Genomic DNA, 21,879 nt, shown 5'->3' with positions numbered 1-21,879 from the left:
GGGCCCACCGTGCGCGGCAGAGCCGGCTGACCGCCGGGGGCACCGTGCTGGCGATCCTGGTCCCGCCGACCGTCGAGCCGACTGCGGCCGAGGCGCTGTGGAGCCACCTCGTCGGCCTGCTGCGGCCGTGGTGGCGGAGGGTCGGCAAGGGCCAGCCACACCTCGCCTTCGAATACCGGTTCACCGCCGACGGACTGCGCATCCGCCTCTGGGCACCGGCCTCAGTGCCGCAGATCCTGCTGCGGCGCGCGGTCGAAGCCGCCTGGCCCGGAGCCCACACCAGGCTCGACTCGCGGTGGTGGAAGCCGTGTTCAGTTGGACGAGACCGATCACGGCGGCCGGGTGGTTGGCACTGGCCGAGCGCCTTCGCGACGACCCGGACCCGGCGGTCCGGCTGCGTGCGGCATTGGCCGCGCTGCGTATCGCGCCCGAGGAACAGTGGCCTGGGTGGGAGTCGCTGGCCCTGCGGTACCTGCCGATCGCGGGCACACGACTGGGACGCTCCGGCAACTGGCTGAGAGCGCGCGCGGGCTGGCTATGGTCCGTCGCGATGGTGCGCCAGGAGCGCGAGCACCCGGCGTACGCCTGGGCGGCCCGGCTCCTGGCGCATCACTCCCCCCGTCGTCCGGCTCGCCGGTCTCGACGTGGCCCGGGGCGCACTGCGGCAGTGGCGGTCCTCGCCCGGCCACCTGGCCGGGGTACTTGAGGCCGCACTCGACGACGCCCACATGGCCATTCGTGCGTTAGCGGTCCAGGTGATCGCCGCCAGCCTGGAAACCACCCGCCGATGCGCGGACCGCCTGGCCTCGCTGGTGGACGACCCGAATCTACGGACCGACGCCGCACTCGCGCTCGGCCGGATCGGTGACCAGCGGGCCGCTGAAACCATGTTCGGCCTGGTCCGCGAGGCCTGCACTTCCCCGGGCGTCACCGAAGCCGCGGAGTCACTCGCCCGTCACTGCCCGGACCCCAGCCCGTGGATTGCGGCCGCCTCCGAGGCGCTCGCCACGGCCCCCGACAGCTGCCCGACGGACTCCCTCGCCCGACGCGCGTGCCCCCTGGCCGGGGCATTCAACGTCGTCATCTCCCTGGGCCCGGCCGCCGCCCCTATCGTGCCGGACCTGCTGGACCTGCTCTCGAAGCCGGCCCCGCTCCCCACCAGCTGCCGCAGCTGGGCACGGCGCCGCGCGGTTACGGCGCTTGCCGCGATCGGTCCTGCTGCAGCCGCGGCTGTGCCGGGCCTGGAACGCCACGCGTCCGGGACGGAGTTCCCCGGCGCCGCCGTCCTGGCACTCGCAGCGATCACCGGCGACCGCGCGCACGCCGAGAGCTATCTCGACCAGTTCCCCAACACCGTACGAACCGCAGGGGCGGACCTGGACCTGATGGAGTGGCTCACCGACCACGGCGGACTCGCCGACCGCCACGCAGCACGACTGAACGCCATGCTGCAACGCCGACGCCGTATCCATCCACGTGCCCTGCGCCTGCTGTGGCGGCATCAGGGCTCGGATGCCGCCGACCTCCTCCTCGAAACGCTCCCCGCCTACCTAACGGACGATCTGTACGGCCCGCCAGCCTGCACACTGCTCACCGAGATGGGGACACTGGCCCAGCCCGCCGTCGCTGCCCTGGAAGCCATCGTCCACCGCCGGACCAGGATCGGAATGTACATCGGCGACGAGGACGAAGAACTGCGCGCCGACGAGCGCCTTACCGAGGCCGCTACAGCGGCACTCGCGCAGCTCGCGCTGGAGTAACTCCCCTGGCCGACCCGAACCTAGACCGCGCCACAGCGCTCACACTCCGCGGCGAGGCGGACGCGGGCATCGCTCAATGCCCTGAGAATCGACACCACCGACACACTACTATCGTCGGGTCGCCCTCGGCAGGGGATTGCCGGCATGCGCGCCTGCGGTACTCCGGGTAAGGCCCCGTCACCGTCAGGGGCGCAACGGAATGTCCGCGACTGTTACGCGGAAAATGGTGCGATTACCCTACGCGCCGCCCACTACCATCAGCCCGTGGACGACACCACGAAGCACTTCACGCTCGCCAAGTTGCTTGCCTCGTCGCGGCGCTGGATGCACGAGGCGATGAGGCACGCTGCCGCCGAACCGCCCGCGCAGGACCTGGCCGTCCATCACGCCCAGGTCGCGGCCGAGCATCTGCTCAAGGGCTTCATCGCCGACAAGCATCCGGCGCTGATCGCAGCCAATGCCACCATGCTCATGCACGCGACCGGAGCCCTCCGAGACCGCACCGAGCACGCCGCCCAGCGGCCACTGGAGGCAGGTGCGTCGATCACCGCGCGCGAGGCCTTCGATACGGCTCGCGAATTCACCAAGCTACTCGACCGCGTCAGCAACCAGCGGTGGACGGCCGCCGTCAGCGCCCGCAACGGTGTGGCGCACGTCGGCCTCGCCGACCCGACCACGGCCGAAGAGCACATGGTGACGTGCTTCGACATCGTCGACGCCCTCCTCGACTCACTCGGGCGTTCGCGTGAGGAGTACTGGGGCACATGGATCAGCATGCGCGACACCCTCGGCAAGGCGTACTTGGACGAGGCCACCCGCCGTTTGCAGGCACGCCTCGCGCGAGCACGGGCACGCTTCCAGGAGCAGTTCGGAGGCCAGGACCCACGCTTCGGAGAACCTGTCACAGTCGCGATGCTGCCGCTCCTTTGGAGCCAGCAGGGGTTACTCGGTCCTGGCACGTCCGGGCGAAGTGCGCCCTGCCCGGCCAAGGGACACAGCGGAATGCTCCTCGGCCACAACCTTCCCCAGCACTACGATGACACTGAGCGCGCGCGTGTGTTCGTATCGCACTCCTACTTCTGCCAGATCTGCGGCCTGACGGCGCAGATCGACGAGTTCGAGCCCCTCGGCCTCCCGCTAAGCCTCGACATCGCAGAGGACGGCCGGGTCGTCTCACCTCCGGACCGAGACCCGAGTCACTGGCATGAGGTGCTTCACTCCGCTCGGGAAGCGAAGAACGCAGTCCTCGACCAGGAGATCGCCGACGGGGTGTGGTGCGGATTTCCTGGCCTCGACTGTGCCTGTGACCGGGGTTGGCCCACGCCGCCCGCCTGCGAACGGCAGTCGAAGATGGAAACAAACTCATGACAGTCTTCCGCTGCGTCCGATGCAACCAGCCGCTCACCGCACCGCTGAAGCGCCTCACAGCGTTCCCCGAGCGGCCCAAGCCAGTGGAGCAGGAGATCGCGCCGTCCACGGTGTCGCGCGGCTGCTTTGCCATCGACCCGGAGCCGTTCGGTGCTCCGTTCGTCCCGAACGACGACCCGCAGGAGCCCGTCGCCGCGATGGCAGGAATGACCGTGCACCGGGACGGTGCCTTCCTCAAGTCGGCGGGTCCGAAGGACACCGTGGTCCTCCACCCCGACGACGCCATCGGGCTCCACTATCACACAGGGCGGGAGCGGTGGATCGGCTGCTGCGGACCGAGCGGCATGTACGGCCCGAACCAGCTGTGCGCGTGCGGCAATCCGGTAGGCACTCTCGTGGCGGACTGCCTCATGCAGAACGAACTGCACCTCGATCCACGGCGTATCTGGGCGGAGGAGATGCGCGCGGCAGTGAAGTTGGCTCAGCCGTAGTAGGACGCCACTGCGGGCTGACCCGTGTAGGTGGGTCCGGCAGTCGTATCTGCACCGAGATAGTCGAACGGGAGCCTGACGCTCCGCCGACCTCGCAGCGTCAGCAAATGCCGCCGCGGCTGATACTCGAACCCGGCCGCCCGCAGCGCCGCGAGCCCCGGCCTCGCCAGACTCCGACCGTCGACACGGCGTAGTGAGGCCGGGTCGAGCTGGGCGAGAAACAGTCCGTCGGGGCTGAGCCAACCGGCAGCTCGGCCGAGCAGACCAAGCTTGTCGCCGATGTAGTGCAGCCCGTGCACACAGGTGATCAGGTCATACGGTTGCCGGGGCGCCCAGTCAGCGAGCGAGGCCACGATCAGCCGGACGTTTGGTGCAACACGCCGCAGGCCAATTGGGCCCACCAGGTCGACCCCGGTGAGAACCGTGGCGGCCGGCAGTCGACCTGCCGCCGCCGTCAAGGCCAGTCCCTCACCGCTGCACAGGTCCAGCCACGACCCGAGCTCGGGCCGGTCGAGCAGCCATTGGGCCGGGTCGAGGCCGAGTTCACGCGCGTAGCTGTTGACGCCGGTCAGGGCCCGTTCGCGGTTCATCGCCCGATTCGCCACCACCGGCGAGCGCTCCAGCTCATCATCGCTCAGCAAGGTCACCATGTCGGACACGCTATCGACCGGCAGGCCGCTGAGGTCAGGGCCTCCCCGCAAGCGACCCACTCATCTGCGTCGTCCTCCAGCCAGCGCCGGCAGCCCAGCCCTCTTGCCACGGAAATCCACCTGCCGAAAGGCACACCCGGCTGGTTGGATTCATGCCATGAACGGCACTCAATCCATAGAGAACCCCTGGGGCATGTCCGTCTTCGGCGCGGCAAGCGTGGACGCCGCACCGGACCTCGCTCGGCTGCGGGTCGCAATCAACCAGACACGGCAGAAGCCCGGTGAGGCCTTCGAGGTCACCCGGGCAGCGGTCAACCAGGTCCGCGAGGCCCTGCGGAACCACAACGTCCCCGACTCCGCGGTCTCCACGTCCCAGTTGGACCTGAAGTCCTCCTGGACGTACGGCGGCGAGCGCAAGTTCCTCGGCTACGAGTGCACTGCCTCGTTCGTGATCGAGCTCCGGGAGCTGGACAGGCTGGAGACGGTCCTGGTGGACGTGGTCGACGCCGGAGCCAACCAGGTCGACGGGGTCACCTTCGACGTTCAGGCCAAGAAGGAGCTGCGAGCCATGGCCCGCGCGGCCGCCGTCGCAGCCGCACGGGAGAAGGCAGCGCTCTACGCGGAGGCAGCCGGAGCCCGACTCGGCCCTGTCATCCACATCAAGGACATCGACTCCGACCATCTGCAGAACAGCTACCGCAGTCACCGTTCCAGCGGCGACGGCAACGGGGACGGTGACCTCACCCCCGGCAAGATCAGCGTCTCAGCAGGAGTGGTCATCGGCTTCTCCCTCATCAGCGGCTGACCACGCACACACTGAGCCCTGATCCGATCACCGGCCGACGATCGTAAGTAGCCCGCACCAGTCCATACGAGCACCCACGGATCAAAGCATTCTGATGCCGAAGTGCCGACGCGAGGACAGTTGGCCGCGGGTGGGCACCGACAGCCCACCTGCGGCTGCCCCCGGTTCCTACGTCGGGGGGTAGCCGATCTCGGCGATGTCCTCGGCAAGGTCCGCGAGGCTCAGCTCGGCGTTGAGGGCACGGACCACCTCATCGGTGAGCGGCCGCAGAGCACAGACGTGCCGGACGGCATCCAGGCCAACTGGGACCTCGTAGTAGTCGCCGGCGAAGCTCGCGTACGCCTCCGGAGATCGGTCGACGAGAAGCCGGAACAACCAGTCGGCCCCGTCGGGGTCGACATGGCCCCCCGGGAAGTCGATCTCCCCCGTCTGCCATTGCTCGTCCGTCGTTCTGCGCCACAGGCAGGCGGTCACCCTCGGAATGCCTTCGTCTCTGAACGCGGGTTCCTCAACGCACGGCCGGAACTCCGCGGGAACAGAGTCCACCACCCCTGGCCACACCCCGTCCTCCGCGTAGGGGCTCATCGGCGACTCATGGTCGAAGCCCCGGACGTACACACCGGCCGGAGCGAAGATGACCGAGTACTCATCCCCCGAACCGTTGCGCATCGACGCCAACTCCTCCGTCGGCGACCACCGCGCGTCGAAGGAGTAGTAGCGCGAGGACCAATCGGGACTGAGGATCGCATCCATCATCGCCAACGCCCTGCAGTGGTCCCGCAAGGTCTCGGGATCGGGCAGAGAACGGGCGACATCGTTGACGGTCATGCCAACCATCCAAGCGGACCCCAGTGACAACCAGCGCGGTCGCCCGCCAGGCTGCCGCACAGGTGATGTCGCAACCAAGCAGGACAGCGGCCCTATCCCGGGTTGAGCTTCCCCCGCTGCACGGGAGGCGTTGATTACCTGGTCAGGACGGGTGTGGGTGGTTCGACGGTCACCGGTTCGGCCGTCGCCTGGTCGGCGTAGAACTTCGCCTCGTACTCGTCGGGGCTGAGCCAGCCCAGGCGCTTCTGGATGCGGCGGGTGTTGTACCAGCCGTCGATGTAGGCGAACAGGGCCAGGTCGGCGTCAGTGCGGGTCTCGAAGGTCGTGCGACGCACGCACTCGGTCTTCAGCACGCTCCAGAAGTTCTCGGCGAGGGCGTTGTCGAACGAGTCCCCCACGCTTCCCATGCTCGGCTCGATTCCCGCCTTCAGCAGTCGAGTTGTGAGCTTGATGGACGTGTATTGGGTGGATTCAACCGGTGGTCGCAACACCTCGATGGTGGAGGTGTGGGATGGGTCGGCCGGTGGGGTGGACAACGACGGTGACGGGACGTCCGGCGATGCGGTCGCCGGGCAGGCCGCCGGTCCGGCGGGATGTGGAGCGCGCGTTCTGGAGGAAGATTGCCGAGGGGCTGACCAGCGAGGACGCGGCCATCGCCTGTGGTGTGTCGGGACCGGTCGGCTCGCGGTGGTTCCGCCAGCGTGGCGGCATGCCTTCGATCCAGCTCAGCCCGCTCTCGGGCCGGTACCTGTCCTTCGCCGAGCGGGAGGAGATCGCGTTGCTAAAGGCCCGGGACACCGGAGTGCGTGAGATCGCCCGCCTGCTCGGCCGGGCGCCGTCGACCATCTCGCGGGAGCTGCGGCGCAACGCCGCCACACGCTGCGGCCAGCTGGACTACCGGGCCTCGAACGCCCAGTGGAAGGCCGAGCTGGCGGCCAAGCGCCCGAAGCCGGCGAAGCTGGCGGAACACGAGCGACTGCGCAACTACGTTCAGGACCGGCTGGCGGGAGTGATCCACGCACGCGACGGCCGACCGGTCGAGGGGCCGCGGACACAGGAGTGGAAGGGGCGCAACAAGCCGCGACGGCAGGACCGCAGGTGGGCGACATGCTGGAGCCCGCAGCAGATCGCGAACCGGCTGCCGGTCGACTTCCCCGATGATGACTCCATGCGCATCTCCCACGAGGCGATCTACCAGGCCCTGTTCATCCAGGGCCGCGGCGCCCTGAAGCGCGACCTGGTCACCTGCCTGCGCACCGGGCGGGCGCTCAGGGTCCCGCGGACTCGTTCCCGTCAACGGGCCGCCGGGCATGTCACCCCCGAGGTGATGATCAGCCAACGGCCTGCCGACGCAGAAGACCGGGCAATCCCCGGTCACTGGGAGGGCGACCTCATCATCGGCACCGGCAAGTCCGCGATCGGCACGCTCGTCGAGCGCACGACCAGGTTCACGATGTTGCTGCACCTACCTCGGATGGAAGGCTTCGGCGTCGAAGCGAGGACGAAGAACGGCCCTGCCCTAGCCGGCCTTGGAGCCGAGGCTGTCAAGGACGCGATCGCAGCCACGATCACCACCCTGCCCGAGCAGCTGCGCAGGTCGCTCACCTGGGACCGCGGCAAGGAACTCGCCCAACACGCCCAGTTGAAGATCGACACCGGCATGGCCGTCTACTTCGCCGATCCGCACAGTCCCTGGCAGCGGGGCACCAATGAGAACACGAACGGCCTGCTGCGGCAGTACTTCCCGAAGGGCACCGACCTCTCCCGGTGGAACGCCGACGAACTCGAAGCCGTCGCCCGCACACTCAACGGCAGGCCACGCAAGACGCTCGGCTGGAAGACCCCCGCCGAAGCACTCAACGAGCGTCTACTGTTGCTCCAAGAAGCTGGTGTTGCGACGACCGGTTGAGACTGGGTTGACACCCGTGGTCGCTGTGGTGGACCAGTTGGCCGGGTTCGACGGGCCGACCGTGCAGGGCGTACTCCAGCGCGGTGAGCACGAGGTCGGCGTCCGCCCGCTCGGAGGTGTGCCAGCCCACGATCCGGCGGGAGAAGGCGTCGCGGATCGTGGCCAGCCACCACGGTCCCTCGCGGGTCGGGATCAGCGAGATGTCGGCGACCCACAGCCGGTTCGGCGCGACGGCGGTGAAGTCGCGCTGGACCAGGTCCGGGGCGAGATCCGCCGCCGGGTCGCGGCGGGTGAAGGAGCGGGGCCGGCGCGGGCTGACGCCCTGGATGCCGGCCTGGCGCATGAGGCGTTCGACCCGCTTTCGGCCGACCCGGGTGCCCTCGCGCCGCAGCACGGCGTGGACGCGCGGGGAGCCGTAGGTTTCGCCGGAGTCCGCGTGGATGCGGCGGATGTGCTCGGTGAGCTCGGCGTCGTGGCGCTTGCGCTCGCACGGCTCCGCCACGTCGCGGCGCCAGCGGTAGTAGGTGGAGGCGGGGATGTGCAGTTCCCGGAGGACGGGCTCGGCCCCGAAGCGGTCCTGGTGCTCGTCGATGAGCTTCAGGACCGTCGCCGGGTCGGGTCGAGCTCCTGGGCGAAAAAAGCCGAGGCGGCCTTGAGGATCTCGCAGGACCGGCGGAGCTCGGCGTTCTCCTTCCGCAGAGCGGCCAGCTCCTCCTTCTCCGCGGTGGTCAGCCGGTCGTCCCGCTCGCCCCGGTCCGCCTCGTCCTGGCGGATCCAGTTGCGCAGCGCTTCGTGGTGCACGCCCAGGTCGCGGGCCATCTTGCGGATCACGGGCTTCGGGTCGGCGGTGCGGTACATCTCCACCGCACGCCGTCGCAACTCGGGCGGGTACTTCATCGGTGCGGCCATGGCAGAGGCTCCCTTCTCATGGCCAATCAGGCCATCTCCGGCAACCTTCCGCACGTCGGGGGAACCTCAGGTAGCGACGCCCTTCGACGCAGTGGCACGTCTCAGCCAGCGGGTGCCCCGAGGTAGAGGGCAGCCAGGCAGGGAAGGCGACGGTGCATCTCGTCAGCGTCGTCGAAGTCGAAGTCCTCGCCCATATCGGACTCAATCGCCGTATCCAGGTCCTGCCCGGCCCGATGGCGCTTCCACGCCTCGTGCAAGGCATCAGGGTCCCCCGTGAGGCGTTCGAACGCGCGGTTGGCCGCGTAGTTGACGTCCTCGTCGAAGATCACGTAGTCGTCGCCCCGGGCGGCGGCCTCGATCACTGCGGGGTGGTCCGCCAGAACGTCCGGGTGAGCGGCTGCCAGCTCGTACCAGTCCCGCCCGAGGGCGATCAGGCCGGCCCGGAAGTCCATGAAGCTGTCATCCGAGCAGCCTCCCCCGATGAGATACGCGGCGGCCCACACGTCCCAGCGGTACACGGCGCCGTGCACCTCGTCGAAACGCTCCTGATAGGCGACGATCTCCTCCTGCGAGAGCCTCGCCAACTGGTCCACCAGCGCCTCAGCGAACGCCTTGCCGTGCGGACCGCTACTTTCGGCCCGCGCTGCCCCGATCACATTCCAGAACCCGTCGATGTCCATGACCAGCCACCCTTGCAGCAGGGTCAGACATTTGAGGCCTACGGGATCCGGCTGCTCGGCGCAACAGATTCATGACGGTGTCGGCTTCCAGGTCTTCTACGGCCACAGCGGCACTCACAACGCCCACCGGCACCCCCAACGGCGCGTTGGCTTCCGAGCGTCGGGCCCGTACCCTCGGCATGTGATCACCTCCCCTGCCCGTCCACGACCGGCCGCCAGGGCAACGTCGAGCCCTGCGGGGCGCTGACATGCCGCCTTTCATCCACCTCATCACCCCTCATAACTCCACGGACCGCCCCCAGGACGGCTGCCGGCCTGAGGCGCACTCCGACGACCCGAACCGCGTCGTGGCCGCCCTCGTAGCCGCGGTTGACGCGTTCGCCCGCGACAGCGGCGTAGAGCGCCTGACGATCGACAACCCGATGCTCGACGGGTTCTTCCACTACTCGGGCCACCGGGGGACGGCGGACTTTGGGCTCACCGGGCTCTTCCCGCCCGACCACAACGGCTACCACGACGGCGCACGCATTCCCCGATCCACCGGCCTCGGCCTGGTGCGGGCCACGCTCCGCCGCGACGGCATCTGGTGCCGGCTGCAGGACGGAGAACGGTTCTTCGTCCACGTCGGCGAGGACCACCAGCTGTACGTCGGCAGCAGGACCCGCTGCGACGGCGCGATCGCCCGCTGCCGCGAACTCGGGCTGCTCGCCGAGCAGATCGCGACCTCCCCTTTCGACCCGGCGTCCGACCGGACAGAGGTGCTGCCTCCGGCCAACGACGCGTTCTGGGCCGGACTCGCGGCACTGGTCGCCGAGCGCGGCGGCGTGCTCCTTGAGGAGACCTACGTCCGCAACGGATCGCACTGGCACCGCCTGACGCCCGCCGGCCTCGACGCCGTACGCGCCGCGCTGACGCCGCGCGCCCGGCTGGCCGTCTGGCCGGACCTCACCGACGACATCGATCCGGTCCTCGACGCGATGAGCCGGCCCGGCAGACTCGAACTCCTTGTCGTGCAGCAGCCGGACGGCCGGATCTACACGCGGATCGCAGACCCGTGGATGGCATCCCGTACGGATGCCTACGGCTATTCCCGCAGGTCCGACCTACTCGCGCTGGTCCCGCTACTACCGGCCGAGCGCAACCCGCTGATGGCTGCCGTCCTTCCCGACGAGGACGGTGTCCTGCGTGCCCGCTGGCGGACCAACCCCACCCGGGCAGACCGGCGTCGCAACTTCCTCCGCACGATACGGAAGGGCGAGATCCGCACCGGAAGGGTGGCCGCGACGCCTCGGTTCGGTGTCTTCGTCGACCTGGACGATGACCTGGGGCGAGCAACCGGCTTCATCAACATCCCCGAACTGTCCTGGACGCATTTCGACGCCATCACCGACGTCGTGCAGGTCGGGCAGGAGATCCGCTTCGAGGTCCTGGCCGTGGACCTGGAGCGCGAACAGGTCGCGCTGTCGCTCAAGGCCACCCAAGAAGACCCGTGGCGGCGCTACTTCGACACCCACCGGGTCGGTGACACCGTTCCCGGCACGGTCACCAAACTGGTGCCGTTCGGCGCGTTCGTCCGCATCGAGCCGGGCATCGAGGGCTTGGTCCACCTCTCGGAGCTCAGCATGCACGCTGTGGGCGCGCCCGAGGAGGTCGTCCGCGAGGGCGACGATGTCCTCGTCATGCTCATCGATGAGGCCGACTTCGCACGCCGCCGCATCTGCCTCTCCATGCGGCAGGTCATCGAGGCCTCGAGCCACGAGCCTGCCCTGACCGGCATCGGCCCACCGCCGCACGGCGCGATACATGGCTGCGGCGTCGCTGACGACATGCACGGCAAGGACGACGCTCCTGCCTGACGCATGGTCACTTGGCCATGGCACTCTCCCTCGTCTCCCCCGGGACCGGCGGGCTTGGTTCTCCAGGTTCTGCAGGCGTCGACCCGCGACCCAGTGAGCTGTCAGGCAGTCGTCGAATCTGGCCGCGAAGCCTCCGCCGCACGAATCGAGGGGAGCGCGGCACGAGACAGGGCCGGCTGCTAACGTCCCGCCATGACCCGCTCCGATCGTGCCCTTCGTCTTCTACGCGGACGCTCCGACCTGGCTCGGCTTGCGGCGTTCCCTTTCGACTTCGACCTGGAACGGGACGAGCACGGCGAAGCGGTACGCCTGGCATCTGGAGCGGCGCTCGAAGCGGTGGCGGGGGACGACACTGGCGGGACGTACTTCGTGTGCGCGGACGGCGCGGTGCTGTACGCCAGCTCCGAGGGCGAAGCTGGGCTGATCGCCGGCAGCGTGGACGAGGCACTGGAAATGCTGATCGGTCTACCGGGCTGGCGGAACTACACCGGCCTCGACCCGCACGCCGACGACACCGCGTTGGCGGCGGCCGTCGCCGGGACCGAAGCCGACATCCGCGACTCCTACGCACCTGAACTGGATGCCGAACGCAGCACGCTGATAACCGAGCTCGAACTGCGTCTTATCCCACAGCCGGAGTTGCTCCGACGCCTGCACCAGACCCTGCTGCGCACCGAGCCTGACTATCTACTCCTAAACGCCGACGAGGGCTGCGCCCACACACTGCTGGACCGGCTGCCGCGCCCTCCGCTGTGGCAGACCGTCCTCGCTCCAGGGCAGGCCGACCTTGTACTGCTGCGCACCGATCGCGCCAACTGGCCTGCGGTGGCTAAAGATCCGGCGCGGCGGGTGACCGCGCTGCGCGCAGCCCAGTACGACCGGCGAGGGGCGGATCTGCCGTTCCTGCGTGTCCTGCTCCAGCACGAGGCCCGGTACGGCGGTGCCACGGAGGAACTGCGCCTGGCCGCAGCGTTGGTAGGCCTGCACGGCCAGGCCGAGGACCACCGGTTGCTGAAGTCGGTGCGCCAGGAGAACGTCGATGCTCACTACCTGCTCGGGGGATTCCCCGATTCGGCAAGGGAGATGAGCCGTTGGGCGACAGAGCTCGACGAGTCCAACCATGGTGAGAACCCAGAGCACGAGGACGAACTCACCTGGGCCGGCCTGGCCCGCCGTCAGGGCCGCGCCGAACTCGCCCGATGCATACTGCTGCGCCTACTCGACGACGCCGGACCGCGTGACGCGGGCCTGCTGGGACTCCTCGCCCATGAGCTCACGCAGCTCGGGGACTTCGCCCAGGCCGCCCGGGCCCGGCACCTGTATGCATCTCTCCAGGACGACCCGTTGCATCAGGGTTTGGCCCTGGCCGATCTCGCCTCGCTGCAGCGGCGCGCAGGCGCCATCGAAGCGGCCTGGCGCTCCCTGCAGCGCGCCGTCAGCGTCCTCGATGGCCCTCCCCCTCCGCCGGCCACGGACCAGCCGGCGCTCGACCTCGGCCTCCCGAAACCCGAGCATCCCACCTTCAGGTGGCGCGCACTGGGCCTCGGCCTGCGAGTCACCGGGGAGCACTTCCACATCGCAGGTGCGGCAGCGCAAGCCGGCCAGTCCGCCACGGCGCGCGCATCCCTCACGGCCGGAACCATCCTGCTGCGGGAGCTGCCCACCGCCACAGAGGACTTGCGCCAGCTGTCCAGAGAGGCCGTGGCAGCGACGCTGAGCGAGGCCACGCCGACCCTCCCCGACGTCCAGCGCAGCAGTGCCTTTGACTGACGCCCCGTCCGGCAGCACGCCGGCTGACCCCGGCCGGCGAGGACCAGGCGTTCCGGCCGGCCCGGTGGGCGTCGTTCGAAACTGCCGTAAGGCACTGAGCTCCTTGGGGACGTCCCCGTGGAGCTGGCCCAACCACGAGCGGGAGCCCGCAGACTGTTCGGATCTGCGGGCTCGCGCTCTTGTTGCGCTGTTCCTAGAAGATACGGATGAGTCGGCGGTTAGCGCGTCGTGCGGCGCAGCGTGCGGGCGACGACGATGGTGGCCAGCGCACTCGCGAGGACGAGCACGGCGGCCGAGAGGATGCCGGCCGGCATACCGCTTCCCTTCGCGTACTTGATGATGGCGAGGATGCCGACCGGGGTTGCGGCCAGCGTGGCGAGCTCACCCATGCCGTTGATCAGCTTGTCGGCGCTGGCTTCGGGCACCTTGACCTTACCTTCGGCCCCAGTGTGACTGAGCGTGAACGATGCCTCCGCGCTCTCCGGGGTCTTGACGAAGAAGGTGTCCTTGGTGGCGACCTCGAGGGGTTCGGCCTCGGACTCCTGTTCCTGCGTCGGGATGGTCGTGGTGTCCGACTTGATGTCGGTGCTGATCTGCTGGGTGTGGTTCATGGTGCTCCTTGTCGGAGCCGCCAGAGGACCGTCCTCTGGCGGCTTGGCGAGCGATCCGACCCACCCGAGGTGATGTCGATCGGTCAGGCCAAGCCCGGTGCGTCAGGGCGCCGCTAGGGCGCGGAAGCCCTGCGCACCGAACTTGGACAAGGCCTGCCAATCGCGAGGTGGTGGGACGTATCGAACACAAGGGCTCCTTCTGAAACGGTGGGCTGCGCTGGTGCGGCCCGTGGGCGATGCGACCTCTCTGGTGGCCGAATCGATCGCCAGCATATAGCCCGGGAGCGACAGATGCATCAGATCTGCATCGCATGTGATGCGCCGATGCAGCAGATTTGGTATAAACTATTTCCTGGACAGTCCACAACCACGCAGGAAGGAGGGTTCGACGTGCCCGAGGAGCGACCCGCCAGTGAGCGCTTCAGTCTCACCCTGACCCCCCTTGGCCAGCAGGCCCTGACCAAGATCATGGCCACCGACAATCTCCCACGCCCCGACGCCGTGAACCGAGCGCTCCAGGCCTACGCCTTCCTCGCCGAAGAGCTCAAGGACGGCAAGGCCCTGATGCTCCGCGACAAGGACGGCAACCTGGAACGCGTCCACATCATCTGACCCCGAGCCTCGGGGTGACCTGCGCTGTCCGCCCCGGCACCAGGGGCTCCGGCGCTACCGCCGGGGAAGTACTGCCCGAGGCGCTCATCGGCCGGCCAGGGCCGGGACGGACGCACCGGCGCCGCCGGCCAGTCGCGCTTCCACCTGCCCTTCCGCTTCTTCGACCCGAGCGAAGACGCCGAGGCCGGCCCGCTCGGCGAAGAGTTCGAGTCCGACGACTGGGACAGCCTCGACGGCGAACCAGCCGCCTTCGATCACGCCTGGTCCGCGGCCTGCGCAACCGTCGCCACCGAGCTCGGCGCGCCCGAGACCACACTGAGTTGCTCCCCCGGACCCCGGCCGTGGAACTTCGCGGGCTGGCGTATCGGAACCCGAGCCCTGATCGTGGCCCAGGGCGAGGAATTCGGCTCATTCGGCGAGATGGACATGGCAGCCGTCTGGTTGGTCGACCTCACCCCAGACACCGACTTCCCCGACGCTCGCAGCTTCTACGGCTGGATGCTAGGCGAGACCAGCCTCCCGCAGGGCTGACGAAGCGGCCCTCACGAGCATGTCAGCAGTTTCGCCGCCGCCGGGACGGCCTGTCAGGCAATCAGGGTCGCGAAATGCGTCAGACGTGCGAAGTCGTCTGCTGTCAGGCCGGTTTTCGGATCGACGTGGTGGAGGAGCGCCGGACCGCGGTAGTGGGCGCGGACCCAGGCGCGGTCCGCGTCGGTGATCTGGTCGTCGGCCCAGGCGAACGGGCGGCTGTGCGCCCAGGCCACGATCTCCGGTGTCTTCCAGAACACTCCGCCCTCGGGCTCGGTCCGCGGATTGGGCCAAGCGATGAACGGCAGCTCAGGCAGCCCCAGGAGAGGCGAGAGGAAGGTATTGGCCTCTTCCTCCCACGTCGTTGCCCACACCAGGTCATAGGGCAGAACGGCGAGCGCAGGCCCGTGAGCCGGGTTGAGCCAGACCCGCAGCGGCTTCACCGCCTTGTGGGGAAGGCCCCACTCCTTGAGCCGGCCGCGTTCGGCCGCCCGCCAGCGCGGTGTCATCAGCCGGTGCGTCCCATAGCCCTCGGGACGCCGGTACGGCTTCGCCGCGTACGGATTCAGCGGCCCGTCCACGTCCACCAACAGCATCGGCCCCACCAGCCCACCCCCAGAGATCGTCCCCGCACGCTACCGTCCGGCTCCCGGATGCCCCAGCGCATTTTCCCGCCGCAAATGAGCGCGCCTGATGCGGTCACGCTTGCGATTCCTCGCGTCCCCATCACGCACCACCGCGCCGAGCGCGTCCCGAACCACTTCCGCAAGCAAACGCGGTATCGGCCACGACGACGTCTGTGCGAACCACGAGCCCGCGCCCACCCTTGTCGCCACGACAAGGGATCGTCCCAGGTCAGAGGCACTTTTCATGTGCATGTGGGTACGGCGTGAGGGCGGGGGTTCACCGTCTGCTGACGGCTGAGCTTCCCCCGCTGCACGGGAGGCGTTGATTACCTGGTCAGGACGGGTGTGGGTGGTTCGACGGTCACCGGTTCGGCCGTCGCCTGGTCGGCGTAGAACTTCGCCTCGTACTCGTCGGGGCTGAGCCAGCCCAGGCGCTTCTGGATGCGGCGGGTGTTGTACCAGCCGTCGATGTAGGCGAACAGGGCCAGGTCGGCGTCAGTGCGGGTCTCGAAGGTCGTGCGACGCACGCACTCGGTCTTCAGCACGCTCCAGAAGTTCTCGGCGAGGGCGTTGTCGAACGAGTCCCCCACGCTTCCCATGCTCGGCTCGATTCCCGCCTTCAGCAGTGGGTCTGTACGGTCTTCGGTGTAACTCCCGATCAAGAGAGAACACCTGATGAGCGACGTGATCGTCTCCGCGGAGGCGGTTGAGGAAGTCCGGCCGGTCGAGCTCGCGCCGGACGTACTGGACGAGCAGTTGATCGGGCAGTTGGTCGACCGGGCCCGCGCCGGAGGCGTCAAACTGACCGGCGAGGGCGGGCTCCTGCAGCAGCTCACCAAACGCGTCCTGGAGGCCGCCCTGGAGGGCGAGATCACCGACCACCTCGGCTACGAGAAGCACGACCCGGCCGGCGCCGGCTCGGGGAACTCCCGCAACGGCACCCGCTCGAAGACCGTGGTCACCGACGTAGGGCCGGTCGAGATCGACGTGCCCCGCGATCGGGAGGGCAGCTTCGAGCCGCAGATCGTGCGCAAGCGCCAGCGCCGGCTGACCGGCGTGGACGACATGGTCCTGTCCCTGTCCGCCCGGGGCCTGACACACGGTGAGATCTCCGCCCACCTGGCCGAGGTCTACGGCGCGAACGTGTCCAAGCAGACCATCTCCACCATCACCGACAAGGTGATCGACGGGATGGCCGAGTGGCAGAACCGGCCCCTGGACCCGGTCTACCCAGTGATCTTCATCGACTGCGTCCACGTGAAGATCCGCGATGGTCAGGTGGCGAACCGCCCGATCTACGTCGCGCTCGCGGTCACCGTCGAGGGCACCCGCGAGATCCTCGGTCTGTGGGCCGGCGACGGCGGCGAGGGCGCCAAGTACTGGCTCCACGTCCTCACCGAGATCAAGAATCGCGGCGTCGGCGATGTGTGCATGGTCGTCTGCGACGGCCTCAAGGGCCTGCCCGACGCCATCGAGACCGTCTGGCCGCAGGCCATCACCCAGACCTGCGTGGTCCACCTGATGCGCGCGTCCTTTCGATACGCAGCTCGCCAGGACTGGGACAAGATCTCGAAGGCACTCAAGCCCGTCTACACCGCCCCGACCGCGAAAGCGGCCGAGGACCGGTTCCTGGAGTTCCAGGAGGCCTGGGGCGACAAGTATCCGGCGATCGTGAAGATGTGGTCGGACGCCTGGGCCGAGTTCGTCCCCTTCCTCCAGTTCGACACCGAGATCCGCCGGGTCGTCTGCACCACCAACGCGATCGAGTCGGTCAACGCCCGCATCCGCAAGGCCGTCCGAGCCCGCGGCCACTTCCCCAACGAGCAGGCCGCGTTGAAGTGCGTCTACATGGCCATCATGGCGCTCGACCCGACCGGAGCCGGCCGCAAACGCTGGACCACCCGCTGGAAGGCCGCACTGAACGCCTTCGAGATCACCTTCGACGGCCGACTCTCCATCGGCCGCCGGTAGTACAAATCAACCTGAGTTACACCGTTGGCTGGACACACCCCGTCGTGGGGTAACCGATCTCGGCAATGTCCTCAGTAAGGTCCGCGAGGGCGCGCTCGGCCTTGGGACCACGTCATCGGTCAACGGCCTCAGATCACAGATATGCCGGACGGCGCCCAGGTCGACTGGCAGCTCGGAGTAATTGACGGCGAATCTCGCGTACGCCTCCAGCCAGTCGGTCCCGTCGGGGTCGGCATGGCCCTCTGGTAACTTGATCTTCCCCGCCTGTCAACTCTCATCAGCCCTCCTCCGGCCAACTGCCATCCTCGGTACGGCATCGATGTTGAGCGCGGGTTCCTCAACGACCGGAAGTCTTCGGGAACAAGGTCCACCACGCCGGGCCACACTCCGTTCCTCGACGTAGTGGCTCAGTGGCAGTGGCTGAACAGTCCCTCACCCGGTCGGCAGGTGGCGGAACGACGCTCGCCACCTGCCGCCCGCTGGTACCCGGCCGATTACTCACCGTGGAGAACGAAGAGGCGAGGCTCCGGGATATTCCGGAGCCTCGCCCTGCGAAGGTCATGTCAGTTCACGTCGTGGGACGGCCGACAGGTCACGGAGTCCGTTCGGGCTGGAGGGTCCATCGGCTGTTGTCGAAAAGGCCTGGGCAGTCCCAGATATCGAGCCGGGTGCCCTGTTCGGTGTGCGAGTTGTTCAGCTCGATGCAGCGGCCGGTGTTGGGGTCGGCCCCGGTGATGGTGGTCTGGTTGATGATGCGGCCGTCCGGTCGGACGGACCACTTCTGGGTGGGCCTGCCGTCGCAGTTGGTGAGGGTGAGTTGGGTGCCGTTGGTGTTGGCGTCGCCAGCGGTGGAGAGACAGTAGGCGCCGGCCCGAATGGTGCCGTCTGTGCTGAGGTTGAACCGCTGGTTACGCGTGTTCCAGCACGAGTAGATAGCCAGCGGGGCGCCGTCCCGGGGGCCTCCCTCGGCATCAATGCATTGCCAGGAGACCAGGTTGGGGTGGATCGAGGTACTGGCGTCGGCGTAGCCGAGGAACTGCCAGTTGTCGAAACCGTCGACCTTGTTCTTGGTGCCGGTGCTGCTCTTGCCGAGGAAGACGGTGATGGCGTTGCTGGTGTTGATGGCCCACAGGTCAGGGTAGCCGTCGTTGTTCAGGTCTGCGGCGCCAATCTTCGGTTGTGCCGCCGTGGTCCAGTTGGCACCGGTCAGGATGGCTGTGCCCGTGTCGGGCTTGGTGAGGGCGGAGTAGTCGACGGTGCCGTCGGCGTTCCAGCCGAGGGGGTAGGCGTAGATGTTTCCGTTGGTGCGGTTGCGTGCCCAGAGCGTGGGCTGGTTCGTGGTCGCCTTGGTGATGGGGTTGGTCGTGGGTCCGTTTGCCGCACCGGGGTTGATGAGTTCGTAATCGTTCCAGCTGCCGGAGGCGGTGGGGATGAGCGTTGCGCTGCCCAGGAGGTTACCGACAGGGGTGAAAAGGTAGAGGTTGTTGTTCTCCAGCGTCATGATGGACGTCTGGGTGGTGAAGACCGTTTTCGTCGGGTCGCCCGGCTTGGGGCCCACGGCCTCGCCCTTGGGTGTGCCGAAGGCGATGACCTGGGTGACGTTGCTCCAGTCGGCGCTGTTGTACCCGTCGCACGCTGCGCCGGTGCCGTAGACCTTGCAGCTGGTGGGGCGGCTCGGGGCCATGGGGGTGTTCTGGTCGAAGCGTCCGGTTCCGTCATTGGGAATGACGTAGAGGACCTTCTTCAGCTCCGCTGCGGTACCGATGTAGTGGACGACGAGTTGGTCGACCGGCTGCCCGGCTGTGAGGGAGCCGTGGTGGCTGATCTGGTAGTCGGCCCAGGTGGCCCCGTACTGGCCATTGCCGGGCGCGGCAGACGCGGGAGCGACCAAGGAGGTGGCGGGATCGGTGGTGCCGCCGGTGATCCTCAGGTCGCCGTTCTTGTCGGCGATGACGATGTCCGGCTGTTGGTCGTTGGTGACGTCTCCGAACAGCGGCTGGGTGCCAGGCTTCCAGGGGACGTAGAAGTTGTAGATGGCAGGTTGGCTGTAGTTGCCGGCGTTGTCCATGGCCCAGGCGTAGAGGGCGTTGGTGCCCCAACGGCGTGGCTGGTAGGTGTACGGCGTGCCCGGTGCCTGTGTGCCGTCCTGGCCGCACTTCCAGCCGACGACCGGAGTCGGGTCGGTGCTCACCCGCACACACGCGACGCCGGAGGCCTGCAGGCCCGAACCCGGGGACGGGTCGTCGGCGTTGATGGTGAAGGTGCCCTGGTCGTTCATGTACTTGGCCGGGCTGGGGTTGGGGGTTCCCGAGGGCGGGAAGTCGGTGGAGCTGATGCTGACGCGGGGGTTGGTCTTGTCGACGCGGAAGTAGCACCACCCAGTCATGGGTGAGGTGAGGGTGTTGTCGGTGGCGCGGGCGGTCCAGCCGTACTGGTGGCCGTCCGACAGCGATCCCACACTCACGGTCGGGCCGGGGTCGTTGTAGCTTCCGCCCCATGCTCCCGGGACGGCGCTGAAGTTGGGGTCGTTGTCGTCCCACATGTGGTAGCCGGTGTAGAGCGGCTGTCCGGCCGGTGACCAGCTGTTGGCGGTGAGGTAGATCTCTTGGTTGTTGCCGACCCAGCCGGGGTTGTCCCACGGGTGGGCGCCGCCGCTGGTGCACGCGGCCGTGCTGTTGTTGCCCGCGAATCCCGGGGTGGGCGTGGTGCGAGCCCACCAGACGGTCGGTGTGATGTCGTAGGTGGTGGTGATGTACGGGTTGTTGGCGATCTGGTGCCGGTACGTCTTGTCCCATTCGTTGCCCTGCGGGGCGATGGCGGCCGTCCACCACGGCCACTGGCCGGCGATCGCCTGCTTCATGATGTCGGTGACGTCGATGGCCAGCGGGCCGGTACCCGTGAGTCTCTGACCGTTGACCTCCGGGCAGTTCTGCATGGCAACTCTGCCGTCAGTGCCGCAGGGCTGGTCGTTCCAGCTGGTGTGCTCGTAGATGGGCTTGGGAGCCGAGTACACCTCGAACGGCGTGTCCGTTCCGGGGCTGGAGGCACCGGTAACCTGGGCGTTGAGGGTGGAGTTGAAGATGGTTGGCGGGCTTTCGGCGCCACTGGGCTTGGTGTAGAGCGCCGGGTTGATGCCGAACTGGAAGTAGGCGCGCTGGCGGCCCTCACTGCCACAGTCGAGGTTGGGGTCGCTGCTGTGGTAGCCGCAGTAGCCGGTGGCCAGGTTGTTCTTCTTGTTGAAGTTCTCCGCCGTCTTGTAGTTCTCCTGGACCTCCACCGAGCCCTGGGTTGAGCTGGTGGCGGCGACCAGGGACGGGTCGAGGTACCACGGGCCGGTTCCGGAACCAAGGGCCTGGGGATCGGGTGTCAGCTCGATCGCCCCTGCCGTGATGGTGCTGCCGATCCTGGCGACGTTCGCGCCGTCACCGGGTGCCTCAGCTGTTGACGGGGTCCCAGCCGCAGGCGGCGACGGAGTTGCGTCGGAGGCCGGTGCCGCCGCGGAGAAGGACGCCAGCTTGACCCCGGCGCTGGCGCTGGCCGGAACCGCTGAGGGATTGGAGGAGTCCCACTGCAGTGGGGCCGGGGACCGGAAGCGCAGGCTGCCCTTGTCGTCCTTGACGTTGATACTACCGTTGGCGTCGGAGGAGACGGTCAGCCCTTGGGAAGTGATCGGGAAGCGCAGGGTCTTCAGCGCCGGGTTCGCCGCTGCCTTCGCCGTCCGTACGACGATGACGTCGCGCCAGCCGCCGACTGGCAGGGCGGTGACCTGGAGGTCGACGTCGGGCAGCACGTTTGCGTACGTGGCCGTATCGCCGTTCAGAGCCGGCTTGGGCAGCGAGAAGGGGGCACCGACAGACAGCTGTTTGCCGTCGGTGGTCTTGAGGGTGGCCATCGGGCCGCTCCCCCCGCCGGACAGGGCCAGCGCCGTGCTTGCGACGGCGGGACTGACGGTGCCGTCGGGGTTCTGGCGGAGCGTGGGGTCGAGATCGGCCCAGCCGCTGCCCTGCTTCACGCGGACGGGCTGGGCATTGGCCGTGGTGGTCAGCGTGCCGTTCGGGTTGGCGACGGTCTTGGACGCGACGTCGGTCAGAGCGTCGATGACGACCGGCTTGCCGGTGGACTTCGCCTTGGCGATCGCGTCCAGCATGGCCTGCTGCAGAGGCGTGCGGGCCGGGGCAGGTGTGGACGAAACCAGGGGCGCGACTCCGCCGACTGGCCCGTGGGTGGGTGCGGGCGGGGAATCGGCAGCCACTGCTGAGGGCGCGGTGAGCAGGCCTAGGCTCACGAGGCACCCCGTTCCGAGCGCGGTCATGCGGCTGGGGCGCGTGCGTATCGATGGTGGTTGCGTGTTCGTAGTTGTCCGTGGCGTGGTGGACATGGCTCTTCTGTGAGTCCCCTCCCGCTAGGCAGACGCTGGTGCATCTGCGTTCGGATGGGAACGATGTGGCCTGACCTGCAGATCGGTCAAACCCGTTGCCGCCTTGCGTGGACATGTCCCGATACGC

The 21,879-nt window shown here is 68.2% G+C and carries 20 protein-coding genes; 9 read left to right on the top strand and 11 right to left on the bottom strand.

What is annotated here, in order from left to right; translation table 11 throughout:
• Window positions 1-728: 728 nt before the first annotated feature.
• The 3 genes from HS99_RS10825 (at window position 729) to HS99_RS45800 (ending at window position 3,619) form a co-directional block, all read left to right on the top strand.
• Window positions 729-1,760 (top strand): hypothetical protein, encoded by a 1,032-nt coding sequence (locus tag HS99_RS10825; RefSeq protein WP_141763690.1) that lies wholly within the window; start codon window positions 729-731, stop codon window positions 1,758-1,760.
• A 264-nt stretch (window positions 1,761-2,024) separates the two neighbouring features.
• A complete protein-coding gene (locus HS99_RS10820) occupies window positions 2,025-3,128 on the top strand; it encodes a hypothetical protein (protein WP_030558070.1) in 1,104 nt (367 codons plus the stop codon).
• Window positions 3,125-3,619, top strand: a complete 495-nt coding sequence (locus HS99_RS45800) for a hypothetical protein (RefSeq protein WP_050366508.1) — start codon at window positions 3,125-3,127, stop codon at window positions 3,617-3,619. The genes HS99_RS10820 and HS99_RS45800 overlap by 4 nt, the downstream gene beginning before the upstream one ends.
• On the opposite strand, the gene HS99_RS10810 is transcribed toward HS99_RS45800, so the two are convergent.
• Entirely contained in the window at window positions 3,610-4,269 is a 660-nt protein-coding gene (locus tag HS99_RS10810) for a class I SAM-dependent methyltransferase (protein WP_030558442.1), read from the bottom strand. The two genes, HS99_RS45800 and HS99_RS10810, sit on opposite strands and share 10 nt — an antisense overlap.
• 157 nt (window positions 4,270-4,426) lie before the next feature.
• Here HS99_RS10810 and HS99_RS10805 point away from each other — a divergent pair, with 157 nt between their 5' ends.
• Complete coding sequence (locus HS99_RS10805; protein ID WP_050366509.1) at window positions 4,427-5,074, top strand: SIMPL domain-containing protein; 648 nt, start codon at window positions 4,427-4,429, stop codon at window positions 5,072-5,074.
• Between the two features lie 168 nt (window positions 5,075-5,242).
• On the opposite strand, the gene HS99_RS10800 is transcribed toward HS99_RS10805, so the two are convergent.
• Together HS99_RS10800 and HS99_RS10795 are read right to left on the bottom strand one after the other, a co-directional pair.
• Complete coding sequence (locus HS99_RS10800; RefSeq protein WP_030558468.1) at window positions 5,243-5,902, bottom strand: hypothetical protein; 660 nt, start codon at window positions 5,900-5,902, stop codon at window positions 5,243-5,245.
• Between the two features lie 134 nt (window positions 5,903-6,036).
• Window positions 6,037-6,393 (bottom strand): IS3 family transposase, encoded by a 357-nt coding sequence (locus tag HS99_RS10795; RefSeq protein ID WP_272868917.1) that lies wholly within the window; start codon window positions 6,391-6,393, stop codon window positions 6,037-6,039.
• 20 nt (window positions 6,394-6,413) lie between these two features.
• Between HS99_RS10795 and HS99_RS10790 the strand changes: the two genes are divergently transcribed.
• Entirely contained in the window at window positions 6,414-7,811 is a 1,398-nt protein-coding gene (locus HS99_RS10790) for an IS30 family transposase (RefSeq protein WP_030599454.1), read from the top strand.
• Here the strand turns inward: HS99_RS10790 and HS99_RS10785 are convergent.
• The 3 genes from HS99_RS10785 to HS99_RS10775 form a co-directional block, all read right to left on the bottom strand.
• Window positions 7,759-8,403 carry an IS3 family transposase gene (locus HS99_RS10785; protein ID WP_240520917.1) on the bottom strand — a complete coding sequence of 215 codons (645 nt, stop codon included), beginning with the start codon at window positions 8,401-8,403 and terminating at the stop codon, window positions 7,759-7,761. The genes HS99_RS10790 and HS99_RS10785 overlap by 53 nt on opposite strands.
• 5 nt (window positions 8,404-8,408) lie before the next feature.
• A complete protein-coding gene (locus HS99_RS10780; protein WP_050366506.1) occupies window positions 8,409-8,720 on the bottom strand; it encodes a transposase in 312 nt (103 codons plus the stop codon).
• 101 nt (window positions 8,721-8,821) lie between these two features.
• On the bottom strand, window positions 8,822-9,400 hold the full coding sequence (locus HS99_RS10775; RefSeq protein WP_030558315.1) for a DUF4240 domain-containing protein: 579 nt from the start codon (window positions 9,398-9,400) through the stop codon (window positions 8,822-8,824).
• A 248-nt stretch (window positions 9,401-9,648) separates the two neighbouring features.
• Here HS99_RS10775 and HS99_RS10770 point away from each other — a divergent pair, with 248 nt between their 5' ends.
• Together HS99_RS10770 and HS99_RS10765 are read left to right on the top strand one after the other, a co-directional pair.
• Entirely contained in the window at window positions 9,649-11,256 is a 1,608-nt protein-coding gene (locus HS99_RS10770; protein WP_078938414.1) for a S1 RNA-binding domain-containing protein, read from the top strand.
• A 192-nt stretch (window positions 11,257-11,448) separates the two neighbouring features.
• Window positions 11,449-13,026: a hypothetical protein gene (locus HS99_RS10765; RefSeq protein ID WP_050366511.1), complete on the top strand. Its 1,578-nt coding sequence runs from the start codon at window positions 11,449-11,451 to the stop codon at window positions 13,024-13,026.
• Window positions 13,027-13,244: 218 nt separating this feature from the next.
• Here the strand turns inward: HS99_RS10765 and HS99_RS10760 are convergent, their stop codons facing one another.
• Window positions 13,245-13,637: a hypothetical protein gene (locus HS99_RS10760; RefSeq protein WP_030558319.1), complete on the bottom strand. Its 393-nt coding sequence runs from the start codon at window positions 13,635-13,637 to the stop codon at window positions 13,245-13,247.
• 390 nt (window positions 13,638-14,027) lie between these two features.
• On the opposite strand from HS99_RS10760, the gene HS99_RS10755 reads away from it, so the two are divergent.
• Window positions 14,028-14,249, top strand: coding sequence for a hypothetical protein (locus tag HS99_RS10755; RefSeq protein ID WP_030558320.1), 222 nt, complete (start codon window positions 14,028-14,030; stop codon window positions 14,247-14,249).
• Between the two features lie 84 nt (window positions 14,250-14,333).
• Here HS99_RS10755 and HS99_RS44755 read toward each other — a convergent pair whose 3' ends face one another.
• The 3 genes from HS99_RS44755 to HS99_RS10745 all read right to left on the bottom strand — a co-directional run bounded on the left by HS99_RS44755 (window position 14,334) and on the right by HS99_RS10745 (window position 16,065).
• The gene (locus tag HS99_RS44755) at window positions 14,334-14,507 is read right to left on the bottom strand and encodes a hypothetical protein (RefSeq protein WP_157846667.1); all 174 of its coding nucleotides are present in this window, start codon (window positions 14,505-14,507) and stop codon (window positions 14,334-14,336) included.
• Window positions 14,508-14,833: 326 nt separating this feature from the next.
• Window positions 14,834-15,373: a hypothetical protein gene (locus HS99_RS10750; RefSeq protein ID WP_030558321.1), complete on the bottom strand. Its 540-nt coding sequence runs from the start codon at window positions 15,371-15,373 to the stop codon at window positions 14,834-14,836.
• 356 nt (window positions 15,374-15,729) lie between these two features.
• Complete coding sequence (locus HS99_RS10745) at window positions 15,730-16,065, bottom strand: IS3 family transposase (RefSeq protein ID WP_272868918.1); 336 nt, start codon at window positions 16,063-16,065, stop codon at window positions 15,730-15,732.
• 22 nt (window positions 16,066-16,087) lie between these two features.
• Here HS99_RS10745 and HS99_RS10740 point away from each other — a divergent pair, with 22 nt between their 5' ends.
• Window positions 16,088-17,374 (top strand): IS256 family transposase, encoded by a 1,287-nt coding sequence (locus HS99_RS10740; protein WP_370863245.1) that lies wholly within the window; start codon window positions 16,088-16,090, stop codon window positions 17,372-17,374.
• Window positions 17,375-17,966: 592 nt separating this feature from the next.
• Here HS99_RS10740 and HS99_RS47725 read toward each other — a convergent pair.
• The gene (locus tag HS99_RS47725) at window positions 17,967-21,521 is read right to left on the bottom strand and encodes a ricin-type beta-trefoil lectin domain protein (protein ID WP_046387049.1); all 3,555 of its coding nucleotides are present in this window, start codon (window positions 21,519-21,521) and stop codon (window positions 17,967-17,969) included.
• Between the last annotated feature and the right edge of the window lie 358 nt (window positions 21,522-21,879).

It is taken from the genome of Kitasatospora aureofaciens, from assembly GCF_001188955.3.
Lineage (GTDB): Bacteria > Actinomycetota > Actinomycetes > Streptomycetales > Streptomycetaceae > Kitasatospora > Kitasatospora aureofaciens.
The sequence above is the reverse complement of the archived record's forward strand: the minus strand, read 5'-3'. Positions and strand labels throughout refer to the sequence as shown.